General features: G+C 58.4%; 14 protein-coding genes. 9 read left to right on the top strand and 5 right to left on the bottom strand.

The features are described from left to right. Positions 1 to 288: 288 nt before the first annotated feature. Entirely contained in the window at positions 289 to 489 is a 201-nt protein-coding gene (locus CJU81_RS00660; RefSeq protein ID WP_095035107.1) for a hypothetical protein, read from the bottom strand. Between the two features lie 332 nt (positions 490 to 821). On the opposite strand from CJU81_RS00660, the gene azu reads away from it, so the two are divergent. Next, positions 822 to 1,268: an azurin gene (gene azu / locus CJU81_RS00655; RefSeq protein WP_016783322.1), complete on the top strand. Its 447-nt coding sequence runs from the start codon at positions 822 to 824 to the stop codon at positions 1,266 to 1,268. Positions 1,269 to 1,325: 57 nt separating this feature from the next. On the opposite strand, the gene CJU81_RS00650 is transcribed toward azu, so the two are convergent. From CJU81_RS00650 to CJU81_RS00635, 4 genes are all read right to left on the bottom strand, one after another. Next, positions 1,326 to 2,348 (bottom strand): DUF1338 domain-containing protein, encoded by a 1,023-nt coding sequence (locus CJU81_RS00650; protein ID WP_095035106.1) that lies wholly within the window; start codon positions 2,346 to 2,348, stop codon positions 1,326 to 1,328. Between the two features lie 231 nt (positions 2,349 to 2,579). After that, complete coding sequence (gene nadE, locus CJU81_RS00645; protein WP_095035105.1) at positions 2,580 to 3,407, bottom strand: ammonia-dependent NAD(+) synthetase; 828 nt, start codon at positions 3,405 to 3,407, stop codon at positions 2,580 to 2,582. A 3-nt stretch (positions 3,408 to 3,410) separates the two neighbouring features. Beyond that, on the bottom strand, positions 3,411 to 4,625 hold the full coding sequence (gene pncB / locus CJU81_RS00640; protein WP_095035104.1) for a nicotinate phosphoribosyltransferase: 1,215 nt from the start codon (positions 4,623 to 4,625) through the stop codon (positions 3,411 to 3,413). Positions 4,626 to 4,689: 64 nt separating this feature from the next. Next, a complete protein-coding gene (locus CJU81_RS00635) occupies positions 4,690 to 5,652 on the bottom strand; it encodes a LysR family transcriptional regulator (protein ID WP_254924737.1) in 963 nt (320 codons plus the stop codon). A gap of 152 nt (positions 5,653 to 5,804) precedes the next feature. Here CJU81_RS00635 and amaB point away from each other — a divergent pair, with 152 nt between their 5' ends. The 8 genes from amaB to CJU81_RS00600 all read left to right on the top strand — a co-directional run bounded on the left by amaB (position 5,805) and on the right by CJU81_RS00600 (position 14,188). Further along, positions 5,805 to 7,295: an L-piperidine-6-carboxylate dehydrogenase gene (gene amaB / locus CJU81_RS00630; RefSeq protein WP_095035103.1), complete on the top strand. Its 1,491-nt coding sequence runs from the start codon at positions 5,805 to 5,807 to the stop codon at positions 7,293 to 7,295. A 142-nt stretch (positions 7,296 to 7,437) separates the two neighbouring features. After that, positions 7,438 to 8,721: an L-pipecolate oxidase gene (gene amaA, locus CJU81_RS00625; protein ID WP_095030462.1), complete on the top strand. Its 1,284-nt coding sequence runs from the start codon at positions 7,438 to 7,440 to the stop codon at positions 8,719 to 8,721. A 363-nt stretch (positions 8,722 to 9,084) separates the two neighbouring features. Next, on the top strand, positions 9,085 to 10,221 hold the full coding sequence (locus tag CJU81_RS00620) for a branched-chain amino acid ABC transporter substrate-binding protein (RefSeq protein WP_095030463.1): 1,137 nt from the start codon (positions 9,085 to 9,087) through the stop codon (positions 10,219 to 10,221). Position 10,222: 1 nt separating this feature from the next. Continuing rightward, positions 10,223 to 10,378, top strand: coding sequence for a hypothetical protein (locus CJU81_RS23995; protein ID WP_176464775.1), 156 nt, complete (start codon positions 10,223 to 10,225; stop codon positions 10,376 to 10,378). Positions 10,379 to 10,387: 9 nt separating this feature from the next. Beyond that, positions 10,388 to 11,302, top strand: coding sequence for an ABC transporter permease subunit (locus CJU81_RS00615; protein ID WP_048360308.1), 915 nt, complete (start codon positions 10,388 to 10,390; stop codon positions 11,300 to 11,302). Between the two features lie 2 nt (positions 11,303 to 11,304). Continuing rightward, positions 11,305 to 12,588: a high-affinity branched-chain amino acid ABC transporter permease LivM gene (gene livM / locus CJU81_RS00610; protein ID WP_016783331.1), complete on the top strand. Its 1,284-nt coding sequence runs from the start codon at positions 11,305 to 11,307 to the stop codon at positions 12,586 to 12,588. Further along, positions 12,585 to 13,475, top strand: a complete 891-nt coding sequence (locus CJU81_RS00605) for an ABC transporter ATP-binding protein (protein WP_176464774.1) — start codon at positions 12,585 to 12,587, stop codon at positions 13,473 to 13,475. Before livM ends, CJU81_RS00605 begins: the two co-directional genes overlap by 4 nt. Next, on the top strand, positions 13,472 to 14,188 hold the full coding sequence (locus CJU81_RS00600; RefSeq protein ID WP_095030466.1) for an ABC transporter ATP-binding protein: 717 nt from the start codon (positions 13,472 to 13,474) through the stop codon (positions 14,186 to 14,188). The genes CJU81_RS00605 and CJU81_RS00600 overlap by 4 nt, the downstream gene beginning before the upstream one ends. Positions 14,189 to 14,363 lie beyond the last annotated feature (175 nt).

Raw genomic sequence — 14,363 nt, 5'->3', positions numbered from 1 at the left:
GGCTTGCTCGCGATGGGATCACCGCGGTCAATCTGATACACCGCGCTGTTTGCATCGCGAGCAAGCCCGCTCCCACAAGATACCAACGCCAGCCTTCGGGCTGGCGTTGTGCTTTCTGCGCGCTGAGAAGCCTGCCACGGGTTTGTAGGCTGTTTGCTGTCGCGCGGTAAGGGAATGAGGTTTGGAGCGTCTGAGGGCGTTCAGGCTAACTGCGAGGATCAGCAGGCGGGCTGCTGATCCTGATCACAGATCCTGTGGGCCGGGTTGTGGATAACCGGGCCGAGGGGGTCAAGCGGTTGGTGCTTTGTCTTCCGGTGCGCCGGTATCTTCTGCGGCGCCTTCATTTTCGCTGTCGACTTCGTGTTCCAGTTCGGTGTCTACGATGCCACCTTCAGCAGCCGCTTTCTTGCGGGCAGCTTTTTCCTCTTTCTTCTGCTCTTTAGCCAAGTCTCTTTGACGCTTAGCGAAGTTATAGTTTGGTTTGGCCATGGGCGATCCTCTTGGGGTCGAAGGTGAGGTTGAGCGGCGCGTATTCTGCCCTGTATTAGTGCTTAGCCGTTAGCTGGGTTTTTGCAAGGTTGCACTTTGCGCTAAAAACACGACTCTACACCCACGCAAAAGCCGGTTGTGGATTAAATCTGGTTACTTATTCCCCCAAAATTCAAAACGATGACCTAAGGTTATAAGCCTGAAAGCCATTTTTCGGACGGATTGTTTCGATCGTGGCGATAGATCATGACGTAGATCATATGAATCGATACAATTTTCAGGCAATCTGTATACAGATTTTTGCTTTCCATACCCTGCCTTGGAGATAGACCATGTTTGCCAAAGTTGTTGCGGTATCCCTTTTGACCCTCGCCAGCGGCCATTTGCTGGCGGCTGAGTGTGCTGTGACTGTCGATTCGACTGACCAGATGTCTTACAACACCAAAGAGATCGTCATCGACAAATCCTGCAAGACCTTCACAGTTAACCTGACGCACTCCGGCAACCTGCCGAAAAACGTCATGGGCCATAACTGGGTGTTGAGCAAAAAGGCAGACATGCAGGCAGTTTCCACCGACGGTATCGCTGCCGGCCTGGATAAAAACTACCTCAAGGACGGTGACGAGCGCGTTATCGCCCACACCAAAGTGATCGGCGCCGGTGAGAAAGACTCGGTGACCTTCGACGTGGCCAAGCTGAAAGCGGGCGAAGAATATGAATTCTTCTGCACCTTCCCGGGCCACAACTCGATGATGAAAGGCGCTGTGGTTCTTAAATAAGACCGCGCAAGCTGACCAGCAGCCCTGACCTTGTGTCAGGGCTGTTTGCGTTCAGGGTCAGGCTTTTGAGTCGGTCATCTTGAAAATGCCCTGGGCGTTGCTGCTGTCGAAGTTCAGGTCGATGCGGCCGGTGTCGGGGTCGGCCTTGCGCTGGATAAACTCCACAAACGAACCCGGCACCGCGTGCTCGCGGTACACCCCCGCGCTATCGACCAGGCCGCGGCTGACTGTGCAGGCGCGATAGGCGGTCTGCATCACGCGGCCGGAAGCCGACACTTCGATGCTGTCTTTCATCGGGCGTTGCAGATCACGCTGTTGTGCGACGCATGCTTCGAGGTCGGCAACCCGGTCGGTCAGGTGGTTGAAACTGTTGCCCTCTGTGGCGATCCAGGCCATCTCGGCACTTTCAGCGAGCAGGCAGTGGTAGTCCGCTTCCTGTACCACGCCATGTTGCCGGCCGAATGCCCGGTACAGCGCTGGCAGCAGGGTCTGCGCCTGGCTCAGGCTGCAATGGCGGGTGAGGCTCAGAGTCTTGAGGATACTGTGGTGTTGGGCCGACAACGGGTCAAGGCTGGAACCGACCACGCGGCTGACGGCCTGTTGAAAGGCCTCGCTGAAGCGGCCGGGGTGCAGTTCCGAGACAAAGAACTGGGCGATGTCCTCAGGCAAGTCCATTTGCCGGTAGCCCCAGCCGGTCATGTTCAGCTTGGTCAGGGGGTAGGTTCGTACATCGGTAAAGCCCAGCGGCTCAAGCAAGCGGGAAAATGCCTGACGACCGCGTGGTAGTTCGCCGTTTACGGGCCAGTCGACCGTGCGGATGGCGCCGTGGTCAAACACCACCTTGCGCCCATTCTGTGCCTGTTCTTCGACATAGCGCCGACCTTCAGGTACGGCTTCCACCAGCTTGTGCAGCAGGCACAGGTTCAGGGCTTCGGCGAGCCACACCCTGTGCACCGCCTGCTCATGCCAGTTGAAGCGCAGCAGCCCTTCGGGCACTTCGACATGCTCGCGCAACCAGGCAGATGCCGGTTGGCCGAGCAATGAACCGACAAGGGAGAACAAACCATCGAAAGAAGACATGGGGCAGGGCTCTGGCGACGAAATAGACGTCTATCAAAGCCTTTGGCCGTTGTGGCCACAAGCGAAAAAAATTGCAGGGTTCATTCCGTTTTTTCCGGGTAGGAAAAAGCCCCTCACCACGCCTCTCCCGGAGGGAGAGGGGACGGATTGATGGTGTTCTTGAAACCGCGTGCGGTCTGCTCCCTCTCCCTCCGGGAGAGGGTTGGGGTGAGGGTCAAGGTATCCACAGGCTCAAGGGGCGAACGGCATCTCACGCTTGTGATGGGTTTTTTCGTACGTACTGCTGATGATCCTGAACGCTTCTTCGCTCACCGGCTCGCCATGCAAAAAGGCATCGATCTCGGCATAGGTCACGCCGTGAGACGCTTCGTCCGGCTTGCCCGGTTCCAGGTCTTCGAGGTCGGCAGTCGGGACTTTTTCCACCAGCGATTCCGGGGCTCCAAAATGCCGAGCAATGGCCCGTACCTGATTTTTCACCAGCCCGCTGAGCGGTGCCAGGTCGCAGGAGCCGTCGCCGAATTTGGTGAAGAAGCCCATCACCGCCTCGGCGGCATGGTCAGTGCCTATCACCAGGCCACCAGTCGCTCCGGCGATGGTGTATTGGGCCACCATACGCATCCGCGCCTTGGTGTTGCCCAGTACAAAGTCCACGGTGGCGGCAGGCCTACCTTCAAACGCAGTCACTTCAGCCGCAAGGGCCTTGACCGCCGGGCCGATGTTTACGGTTTGGCGCTCGTCCGGATTGATAAAGTCGACCGCAGCCGTGGCGTCGGCTTCGTCATGCTGCACGCCGTAAGGCAGGCGCACGGCAATAAAGCGATAGGCCTGGTCGCCGGTTTGCTCGCGCAATTGCTGCACGGCACGTTGTGCCATCAGGCCTGCGGTCAGTGAGTCGACCCCGCCGCTGATGCCCAGTACCAGGGTCTTGAGCCTGGCATTGTGCAGGCAGCACTGAATGAAGGTGATGCGCCGGGCGACCTCGGCCTCAAGGGCTGCGATGTCTTTGAATGGCGGCTGGACCTTGAGGTCTGCAGCAATCTGACGCTGTACGGCCTGCATGATTCACTCCTTGTGGGACTGTTCAGGAACTTGGAAAACGTGGCGCAAGTAGGCGGCGAAATTAGGGTCGGAGCAATGGGTCTTGCCCGGCTCATCGGAAATCTTGGCCACTGGCGAGCCATTACAGGCGGTCATTTTAAGCACGATGCTCATTGGCTCAACCCCCGGAATGTCGCAGGTCAGGTTAGTCCCGATACCGAAGCTGACGTTGATCCTGCCGCGCAGCGCCCGGAAAATCTCCAGGGCCCGGGGCAGGGTCAGGCTGTCGGAGAACACCAGGGTCTTGCTCATCGGGTCAATGCCCAGCTTGTGGTAATGGGCTATGCATTTTTCGGCCCATACCACCGGGTCGCCCGAGTCGTGGCGCAAGCCGTCGAAGAGCTTGGCAAAGTACAGGTCGAAATCTTTCAGGAAGGCATCGGTGGTGATGCAGTCCGTCAGGGCAATCCCCAGCAGGCCACGGTATTCGCGTACCCAGCAGTCAAGCGCAGCGCTCTGGCTGTCGATCAGTCGGGGGCCCAGTTGCTGGTGCGCCATGATCCATTCGTGGGCCATGGTGCCCAGCGGTTTCATGTCCAGTTCACGGGACAAGTTGACGTTGCTGGTGCCGACAAAACGCCCGGGGAAGTCATGCTTGAGCACACTGACGACTTCTTCCTGCACACGGTATGAAAAGCGTCGGCGGGTGCCGAAATCAGCGACTTGCAGCTCGGACAATTCGTCGGCACTGGCATTGGCCTGCAACCAGTCGAACTTGCGATACAGCTGCTCCCGGGCCTGGGACAGTACTGTGCCTGCATAGCGCGAACGGTTGCGCACTTCGCTGACAATCGCCAGCAATGGCACTTCAAACAAGATCACATGCAGCCACGGCCCGCGCAGGCGAATAACCAGCTCGCCATTTTCGATGCCGGTGTGTACGTAGCGCATATTGAAGCGAAACAGCCCCAAAAAGCGTATGAAATCGGGCTTCATAAACGTAATGCGTTCCAGAAAACCCAACTGGTCCTGAGTCATGCTCAGTTCGCACAGGCGTTCGATCTGGTGGCGAATTTCGTTCAGGTACGGGCGCAAATCCTCGCTGTTGCGGCAGCGGAATTCCCACTCGACTTCGACGTTGGGGTAGTTGTGCAGCACCGCCTGCATCATGGTCAATTTGTAGAAGTCGGTGTCGAGCAGGTTCTGCACGATGCGATCGGCAAACACACTCTCGCTCATAGCGGCAATCTCCATGCTGCCCGTGCCGGAAAGCCACGGCGTTCAGCTTTTTCAATGAATGGCGCTAGTGGCGCATATCCGCAGGCGGTTTTGCCAGCGGTTTTTGTGATTCGGCACTGTTTGTGCCTCGCGGGAGCGCATCCAGCTGCTCCATTATCCAGCTCACGAATGCCTTTACCTTGGGCACGCCAGCCGAATGTTCAGGGTACGCCAGGTAATAGGCATCGCGACTCGGCATCGGCTGCTGCCAGGCAATGACCAGCTTGCCGTCAGCCAGCTCTTCCTCCACCAGAAATTTCGGCAGCAAGGCGACACCGCAGCCCACCTGCGCCGCGCGGATGCACATGTAAAAGGTGTCAAAACGCGGCCCGTGATAGCTGTGGTCGGTGCGAAAGCCCTGGCACTCAAACCATTCGTGCCAGGCCTGTGGCCGCGAAGCGTTCTGCAGCAACACCAGGCCTGTGAGTTGGGTCGGGTCGGTCAGTGGTGCAACTGGCAGGCTCGACGGCGCGCACACGGCGACAAGCTCTTCGCCAAACAACTTCAGGCTTTCGGTGCCGGGCCGTGAGCCCTGACCGAAGTAAAACGCCAGGTCGCTGCGCCCTTGCAGCAGGTCGTCGCCTTGCTGCTCGTTGCACAGGTCCAGATGGATATGCGGATGGCGTATGCCCCAACCCTTGAGGCGCGGCACCAGCCAGCGGGCGCCAAACGTGGAAGGAGTGGAGACCCGCAGCACTTCCGTTTCGCCGCCATAGGAGCGCAGGGTGTGGGTCGACATCTCGACCTGGGTCAGGATTTTTCGGACTTCTACCAGATACAGATCGCCCGCTGGCGTCAGTTGCAAGCGACGCCGTACCCGGCGAAACAGCAAGTGCTGCAACAGCTCCTCAAGCTGCGCAACCTGTTTGCTGACGGCGCTCTGGGTCAGGTTCAGCTCTTCGGCGGCGCGGGTGAAGCTCAGGTGACGGGTCACGGCTTCAAAACACTGCAACGCCGTGATCGAAGGTAAATGGCGCTTGTTGAGCATAAAAGGCCCCGGATTCTTGTTGTAAGGCAACGTTACCAGCGCAGCATGAATTTTCGGAATGATATCTCGCTTAAAGGTCGTTTGTTGCCGCGATGCGGGCCAGCTACAACTAAAGACCTGTGAATCATTTTTCAGCTCAAGGAGTGCCTTCAATGGTTGCCGCATTACTGGATCGTCTTGGTGTGAACCCCGCGCTTTATCAGCAGGGCACGCAGCCGGTGTACACGCCGATTGATGGCAGCCAGATTGGCGCCGTGCACTGGGAAGGTGCCGCCGAGGCCGAGCAGCACGTGACCCGTGCCGAGCACGCCTTCGAGGCCTGGCGCAAAGTGCCTGCCCCGCGTCGTGGGGAACTGGTGCGCCAGTTCGGCGATTTGCTGCGTGAGTACAAGGCCGATCTGGGCGAGCTGGTGTCATGGGAGGCGGGCAAGATCACCCAGGAAGGGTTGGGCGAAGTGCAGGAAATGATCGATATTTGCGACTTTGCTGTCGGCCTGTCGCGTCAGCTCTATGGTTTGACCATTGCCTCGGAACGTCCGGGCCACCATATGCGGGAAACCTGGCACCCGCTGGGGGTGGTGGGCGTGATCAGCGCCTTCAATTTTCCGGTAGCGGTTTGGGCATGGAATACCACCCTGGCGCTGGTGTGTGGCAACGCGGTGATCTGGAAACCGTCCGAAAAAACCCCGCTGACTGCGCTGGCTTGCCAGGCTTTGTTTGACCGGGTCCTGCACTCATTTGCCGACGCGCCCAAGTATTTGGCCCAAGTGGTGATTGGTGGCCGTGAAGCCGGCGAGGCCCTGGTGGATGACCCGCGCGTAGCGCTGATCAGCGCCACCGGCAGCACACGCATGGGCCGCGAAGTGGCGCCCAAGATCGCCGCGCGCTTTGCCCGCAGCATTCTGGAGCTGGGCGGCAACAACGCGATGATCCTGGCGCCAAGCGCCGATCTGGACATGGCCGTACGCGCCATCCTGTTCAGTGCCGTGGGTACTGCGGGCCAGCGTTGCACCAGCCTGCGCCGCCTGATCGCCCATGAATCGGTCAAGGACGAAATCGTCACCCGGCTCAAGGCCGCCTATTCCAAAGTGCGTATTGGCCACCCGCTCGAAGGTAACCTGGTGGGGCCGCTGATCGACAAGAACAGCTTTGAAAACATGCGCGACGCCCTGGAGCAGGCCCTGAGCGAGGGCGGGCGTGTGTTCGGTGGCGAACGCCAATTGGCCGGCCAGTACCCCGGCGCTTACTACGTGGCCCCGGCCATTGTTGAGATGCCCGAGCAGAGCGACGTGGTGTGCAGCGAGACCTTCGCACCGATTTTGTATGTGGTCGGTTACAGCGACTTTGCCGAGGCCTTGCGCCTGAACAACGCCGTACCCCAGGGCCTGTCGTCGTGCATCTTCACCACCGACGTGCGCGAGGCAGAGCAATTTATGTCTGCCACGGGCAGTGACTGCGGCATCGCCAACGTCAATATCGGCCCCAGCGGTGCGGAAATCGGCGGCGCGTTTGGCGGTGAGAAAGAAACGGGCGGTGGTCGCGAGTCGGGGTCAGATGCATGGCGTGGGTATATGCGCCGCCAGACCAATACCGTGAATTACTCGCTGGAGCTGCCGCTGGCGCAGGGGATTACGTTCGATTGAGGTGATACAAGCCCTCACCCCAACCCTCTCACGGAGGGAGAGGGGGTTGATCTGCTTTTGCCTTTAGTCTCCTCTCCCTCAGGGAGAGGGCCAGGGTGGGGGGCTTTTGATTCTGGTTGGGTTTCATTTCTGGAGCTTGGCAATGCCTTTACAAGAACAATGTCTGTGGGAAACCCTCACCCCCCAACGCCCCCAAGCGCCAACCTTTAAAGGCGAATTGAGCGTCGACGTATGTGTGATCGGTGCTGGCATCACCGGTTTGTCTGCGGCTATCCATTTGCTCGAACAGGGCAAAAGCGTCTGCGTGCTCGAAGCCCACCGAACCGGGCATGGTGGCTCCGGGCGTAACGTAGGATTGGTCAATGCCGGTATGTGGATACCGCCCGATGACATCGAAGCCGGTTTCGGCGAGGCGGTCGGTAGCCAGTTGAACCGCATGCTTGGCGCCGCCCCCGCGCTGGTGTTCAGCTTGATCGACAAATACCGTATTGACTGCCAGTTGCGTCGCGAAGGCACGCTGCATATGGCCCACAACGCCCGTGGCGAAGCCGATCTGCGCAGCCGTGAAGCCCAATGGAAGCGTCGAGGAGCGCCTGTGGAGCTGCTCACTGGCGCTGCCTGCGAAGCCGCCACCGGCACCAGCAAAATTGCTGCAGCCTTGCTTGATCGCCGCGCCGGTACCCTCAACCCGATGGCCTATACCTCGGGGCTGGCCAAGGCGGCCAGTGGCCTGGGCGGACAGTTGTTTGATCACTCGCCGGTGACCGGGCTTGAACGTCAGGGCCCACGCTGGTCAGTGCAAACTGCCCACGGCGCGGTCAGTGCCGAGCAGGTGGTGCTGGCGTCCAATGCCTACACAGAAGGCGAATGGACTGACTTGCGACGTAACTTTTTCCCTGGCTACTACTACCAGGTCGCCTCCAGACCTCTGACTGACGCTACCGCAGAGCGCATCCTGCCCGGTGGCCAAGGGTCGTGGGATACCCGCCAGGTTTTGAGCAGCATCCGCCGCGATGCCGACGGCCGTTTACTGCTCGGCAGCCTGGGCAACGGCAATCAAAAGCCTGCGTGGTTTCTCAAGGCCTGGGCCGACCGCGTGCAGCAGCACTACTTTCCCTATCTCAAGGGGGTGGAGTGGGAATGTACCTGGACCGGCTGCATCGCGTTTACTCCCGATCACCTGATGCGATTATTTGAACCGGCGCCCGGTTTGGTGGCAGTCACCGGCTACAACGGGCGCGGCGTGACCACGGGCAGCGTAGTGGGCAAGGCCTTTGCCGATTATTTGTGCAGTGGAGATGCCAAGGCCCTGCCGATTCCTTTTGCACCGATGCGCCCGCTATCTGGCACGGGGTTGCGCAGTTGTTTATACGAAGCGGGCTTTTCGCTGTATCACGCTGGTCAATGTTTAAGAATTGTGATCTGACGCGGTTTTTTCTCGAGCGGCGCTGCGTTTGGCCACGCAGCGGCTAGCCTTTAGTGGTGCGGCCTGTAGCAGTCACGCACCGAGAGTGTGCAGTTCGGTGACGCAGCCGGTTACAGGATGGTTGCACGGTGCAGGGCAACCCGGTTGCAACGTTTGTTGCAGTCGGTGGCGCCTGTCATAAATAAACGGTTTTACCTTCCTCGGTTTAGACGGTTGCACGCCCAATAAAAATGGGTTCGAAACAGTCGACATAACAACAATAGAACGACTTTTTTAAGAATAAAAAGCCAATGGCACGCGGCTTGCTCAGCGCTTTAGGTGAAGTCGAAGTGCCATCTAATAAAACCTCAGGAGCACCACCTCATGTCGCAGACGTTCTACAAGAAAGGTTTTCTGGCCCTCGCCGTGGCAACTGCGTTGGGCGTTTCTACGTTTGTTCAGGCTGATCTGAAAATCGGTGTAGCGGGCCCGATGACGGGTGCCAACGCGGCATTTGGCGAGCAGTACATGAAGGGGGCGCAGGCGGCTGCGGATGCAATCAACAAGGCGGGCGGGATCAACGGCGAGAAGATCAAGCTGGTTGCCGGCGACGATGCCTGCGAACCCAAGCAGGCCGTAGCCGTGGCCAACCGCTTGGTCGATCAGGACAAAGTAATCGGTGTAGTCGGTCACTTCTGCTCCTCGAATACGATTCCTGCCTCCGAGGTGTATGCCGATGCAGGTGTGATCATGATTACGCCGGGCTCGACCAACCCGCAGGTCACTGAGCGCGGGCTGGATGCGGTGTTCCGTATGTGCGGACGAGATGACCAGCAAGGCATCGTTGCAGGCGACTACATTGTCGACGTGCTCAAGGGCAAGAAAGTAGCGGTCATCAACGACAAGGACACCTACGGTAAAGGTCTGGCCGATGCCACCAGTGCACAGCTGACCAAGCGCGGCGTGAAACCCATCCTGGAAGAAGGCCTGACCCGGGGTGAAAAAGACTTCAGCGCGCTGGTTACAAAAATCCGCGGTGCCGGTGCTGATGTCGTGTACTTCGGCGGTCTGCACCCAGAGGCCGGTCCTCTGGTCCGCCAACTGCGTGAAGCGGGTCTCAAGGATGTGAAATTCATGTCGGACGATGGCGTCGTGACCGACGAACTGGTGGCCACTGCCGGTGGCCCGCAGTATGTCGATGGCGTGTACATGACCTTTGGCGCCGACCCGCGCCTGCTACCGGACAGCAAGGCGGTAGTTGAAGAGTTCCGCAAAGCGGGCACCGAACCTGAAGGCTACACCCTGTATGCCTACGCTTCGATCCAGGCCCTGGCTGACGCCTTTAATGGCGCCAAATCCAACAAAGGCGAAGACGCCGCCAAGTGGCTCAAGGCCAATCCGGTTAAAACCGTGATGGGTGAAAAAAACTGGGACGGTAAAGGCGACCTGAAAGTCTCTGACTACGTGGTTTATCAGTGGGACAAAGACGGCAAATATCACCAGCTGGAAAAACAGAAGTGAGATGAATCACTCACCTGGTGTCAGCTTCGGCGGGCAACAGGTGGGAGTGTATTTGCATCACCTGTCTTCTTTTCCAGGAGCCGCACACACCCTGCCATCCAAGCTGTCCTCTGACGGCGTGGATGGCTTGCGTCTGCGCAAAGGCTCCAGTGCGTGAGATTGCGTTATGGATGGTATTTTCCTACAGCAACTGCTGAACGGCCTGACCCTTGGGTCTGTGTACGGCCTGATCGCCATCGGCTACACAATGGTCTACGGCATCATCGGCATGATCAACTTCGCCCACGGCGAGGTGTACATGATCTCTGCTTACCTCGCGGCGATCAGTCTGGCTCTGTTGGCATACTTCGGTATTGAATCCTTTCCGCTACTGATGTTGGGTACCTTGATTTTCACCGTTGTGGTGACTGGCGTGTATGGCTGGGTCATCGAGCGCGTGGCTTACAAACCTCTGCGAAACTCCACACGGCTGGCGCCGCTGATCAGCGCCATCGGTATTTCCCTGATCCTGCAAAACTACGTGCAAATTGCCCAGGGCTCACGCCAACAAGGGGTTCCAACCCTGCTGAGCGGTTCCTGGCGCGTGGATATTGGCACCGGTTTTGTGCAACTCACCTACACCAAGGTCTTCATTCTGATAGCGGCCTTTGTGGGGATGGGCCTGCTGACCTACATCATCAAGTACACCAAGCTGGGCCGCATGTGCCGCGCCACCCAGCAAGACCGCAAGATGGCCTCGATCCTGGGGATTAACACCGATCGGGTGATCTCCTACGTGTTTGTGATAGGTGCTGCCATGGCCGCGCTGGCCGGTGTGCTGATCACCATGAATTACGGCACGTTCGACTTTTATGCCGGCTTCATTATCGGCATCAAGGCGTTCACCGCTGCCGTGCTCGGCGGGATTGGATCATTGCCTGGCGCCATGCTCGGCGGGATCATCCTGGGTATTTCCGAGTCACTTTTTGCCGGGTTGGTTAACTCGGATTACAAGGACGTGTTCAGTTTCTCACTGCTGGTGCTGATTCTGATTTTCCGTCCCCAAGGCCTGCTGGGTCGTCCTCTCGTGGCGAAGGTGTAAGTATGTCTGCAGCCATTAATAAACCGATTGATATCAAAAAAAGCGTGGTCGATTCGATCCTGGCCGGGTTGATTTCATTGATTGTGTTCGGGCCGATCGTGGGGGTTGTGCTCGACGGCTATAGCTTTAACCTGCAGCCAGCGCGTGTTGGCTGGCTGGTGGCAATTGTGATGGTGGGGCGGTTTGTCTTGAGCCTGTTCCTGCAAACGTCCAAAGGTTTGAGGATCCTTCAGAGCTTTGAGTCCAGCGGTTCTGGTGTGCACGTGCTGCCACCCGATTACAAATCGCGGCTGCGCTGGATTGTGCCGCTGCTGATCGTGATTGCCATTGTGTTCCCGTTTTTTGCCAACAAATACATCCTGACCGTGGTCATCCTCGGCCTGATCTACGTGCTGCTCGGCCTTGGGCTGAACATCGTGGTCGGGTTGGCGGGCTTGCTTGATCTGGGGTACGTGGCCTTCTACGCCATTGGTGCTTATGGCCTGGCGCTGGGTTATCAGTACCTGGGGCTGGGCTTCTGGTCGGTGCTGCCGCTGGCGGCCATTGCGGCGGCGATGGCGGGGTGCATTCTCGGGTTTCCGGTATTGAGAATGCATGGGGATTACCTGGCCATCGTGACCCTGGGCTTTGGTGAAATCATTCGTCTGATCCTCAATAACTGGCTGTCGTTTACCGGTGGGCCCAACGGTATGCCGGTGCCTTCACCGACGTTTTTCGGGCTGGAATTTGGCCGCGTCGCCAAAGAGGGCGGGGTGCCGTTCCACCAGTTTTTCGGACTGGACTACAACCCCAATATCAAATTCCTGTTTATCTACATCGTGCTGTTTTTGGTGGTGCTGCTGGTGCTGTACATCAAACACCGCCTGACCCGCATGCCGATCGGCCGCGCCTGGGAAGCGCTGCGCGAGGACGAAATCGCCTGCCGCTCAATGGGGCTCAATCACGTTCTGGTCAAGCTCTCTGCGTTCACCATCGGTGCTTCCACTGCAGGCCTGGCCGGGGTGTTCTTTGCCAGCTACCAGGGTTTTGTAAACCCGTCCTCGTTTACCTTCTTCGAGTCGGCCTTGATCTTGGCCATTGTGGTGCTCGGCGGCATGGGCTCGACGGTGGGTGTGGTGATCGCTGCGTTCGTACTGACCGTGGCACCTGAACTGCTGCGCAGCTTTGCCGAATACCGGGTGCTGCTGTTTGGTGTATTGATGGTGTTGATGATGATCTGGCGACCGCGAGGCCTGATCCGCATCAGCCGTGTAGGGGTTACACCACGCAAGGGGGTTGCGCCATGAACGAACCCACTCTGAATGACGACGTTGTGCTCTCGGTCGATAAACTGATGATGCACTTTGGCGGGATCAAGGCCCTGAGCGATGTCAGCCTCAAGGTCAAACGCAACTCGATCTTTGCCCTGATCGGCCCCAACGGTGCCGGCAAAACCACAGTGTTCAACTGCCTGACCGGGTTCTACAAGGCCAGCGGCGGCAAGATCGAACTCAATGCCCGAGGCACACGCACCAACGTCATCAAGTTGTTGGGCGAGCCGTTCAGGTTGACTGACTTTGTATCGCCCAAGGCGTTCGCCAGTCGTCTGTACTACAAAATGTTCGGCGGTACACATCTGGTCAACCGCTCAGGTCTGGCTCGCACCTTTCAGAATATCCGCCTGTTCAAGGAAATGTCGGTACTGGAGAACCTGCTGGTGGCCCAGCATATGTGGGTCAATCGCAACATGCTCGCCGGCATTCTCAACACCAAGGGCTATCGCAAGGCTGAAAGCGATGCGCTGGACCACGCTTTCTACTGGCTGGAGGTGGTTGACCTGGTGGACTGTGCCAACCGCCTGGCCGGTGAGTTGTCCTACGGCCAGCAGCGACGCCTGGAGATTGCCCGGGCCATGTGTACGCGACCGCAAATCATCTGCCTCGACGAACCGGCGGCGGGCCTCAACCCGCAGGAAACCGAAGCGCTGAGCGGGATGATCCGCCTGCTGCGCGACGAACACGACCTGACTGTGGTGCTGATCGAGCACGACATGGGCATGGTCATGAGCATTTCCGATCACATCGTGGTGCTCGACCACGGCAACGTGATTGCCGAAGGCGGGCCTGAGGCCATCCGCAACGACCCCAAAGTGATCGCGGCCTACCTTGGCGCAGACGAAGAGGAGCTGATATGACGGGCACGATCCTCGAACTCAAGGAACTGGATGTTCACTACGGGCCGATTCAGGCCCTGAAAAAAGTCTCGATGCATATCGAAGAGGGTGAAACCGTCAGCCTGATCGGCTCCAACGGCGCGGGCAAGTCCACACTGTTGATGTCGATCTTCGGCCAGCCCCGGGCCAGCGGCGGGCAAATCATCTACCAGGGCGTGGACATTACCCACAAGTCCTCGCACTACATCGCCTCCAATGGCATAGCCCAGTCGCCTGAAGGTCGCCGCGTGTTTCCGGACATGTCGGTGGAAGAAAACCTGCTGATGGGCACCATCCCCATTGGCGACAAGCATGCCGGCGAAGACATGCAGCGCATGTTCGAGTTGTTCCCAAGGCTCAAGGAACGGCGCAATCAGCGGGCCATGACCATGTCGGGCGGTGAGCAGCAAATGCTCGCCATTGCCCGCGCATTGATGAGCCGCCCCAAGCTGCTGTTGCTGGATGAACCGAGTCTGGGGCTGGCGCCGATTGTGGTGAAGCAGATTTTTGCCACCCTGCGTGAACTGGCTGGCACGGGTATGACCATCTTTCTGGTGGAGCAAAACGCCAACCACGCCCTGCGCTTGTCAGATCGAGCCTACGTTATGGTCAATGGTGAAATCCGCCTGACCGGCACCGGTAAGGAACTGCTGAGTAACGAGGAGGTGCGTAACGCTTATTTGGGCGGGCATTAACAGGCATTTCACACTTCTCTGTGGGAGCGGGCTTGCCCGCGATGGTATCGCTGCGGTTTTTCTGAAGTACCGCGTCGATGCCATCGCGAGTAAGCCCGCTCCCGCATGTCTTTTGTCGGACAATTTCCTTCCCGCACAACCTCCGCCCCAGATTGTGGAAAACAATATTTCAGCA

Source organism: Pseudomonas fragi (assembly GCF_002269505.1).
Lineage (GTDB): Bacteria > Pseudomonadota > Gammaproteobacteria > Pseudomonadales > Pseudomonadaceae > Aquipseudomonas > Aquipseudomonas fragi_D.
The sequence above is the reverse complement of the archived record's forward strand: the minus strand, read 5'-3'. Positions and strand labels throughout refer to the sequence as shown.

Coding starts and splice junctions, on each gene's coding strand:
- amaB (WP_095035103.1), top strand. CDS start 5,805: ATGGTTGCCGCATTACTGGATCGTCTTGGTGTGAACCCCGCGCTTTAT.
- CJU81_RS00600 (WP_095030466.1), top strand. CDS start 13,472: ATGACGGGCACGATCCTCGAACTCAAGGAACTGGATGTTCACTACGGG.
- amaA (WP_095030462.1), top strand. CDS start 7,438: ATGCCTTTACAAGAACAATGTCTGTGGGAAACCCTCACCCCCCAACGC.
- pncB (WP_095035104.1), bottom strand. CDS start 4,625: ATGAGCGAGAGTGTGTTTGCCGATCGCATCGTGCAGAACCTGCTCGAC.
- CJU81_RS00605 (WP_176464774.1), top strand. CDS start 12,585: ATGAACGAACCCACTCTGAATGACGACGTTGTGCTCTCGGTCGATAAA.
- nadE (WP_095035105.1), bottom strand. CDS start 3,407: ATGCAGGCCGTACAGCGTCAGATTGCTGCAGACCTCAAGGTCCAGCCG.
- CJU81_RS00615 (WP_048360308.1), top strand. CDS start 10,388: ATGGATGGTATTTTCCTACAGCAACTGCTGAACGGCCTGACCCTTGGG.
- CJU81_RS00620 (WP_095030463.1), top strand. CDS start 9,085: ATGTCGCAGACGTTCTACAAGAAAGGTTTTCTGGCCCTCGCCGTGGCA.
- CJU81_RS00635 (WP_254924737.1), bottom strand. CDS start 5,652: ATGCTCAACAAGCGCCATTTACCTTCGATCACGGCGTTGCAGTGTTTT.
- CJU81_RS00660 (WP_095035107.1), bottom strand. CDS start 489: ATGGCCAAACCAAACTATAACTTCGCTAAGCGTCAAAGAGACTTGGCT.
- CJU81_RS00650 (WP_095035106.1), bottom strand. CDS start 2,348: ATGTCTTCTTTCGATGGTTTGTTCTCCCTTGTCGGTTCATTGCTCGGC.
- livM (WP_016783331.1), top strand. CDS start 11,305: ATGTCTGCAGCCATTAATAAACCGATTGATATCAAAAAAAGCGTGGTC.
- azu (WP_016783322.1), top strand. CDS start 822: ATGTTTGCCAAAGTTGTTGCGGTATCCCTTTTGACCCTCGCCAGCGGC.
- CJU81_RS23995 (WP_176464775.1), top strand. CDS start 10,223: ATGAATCACTCACCTGGTGTCAGCTTCGGCGGGCAACAGGTGGGAGTG.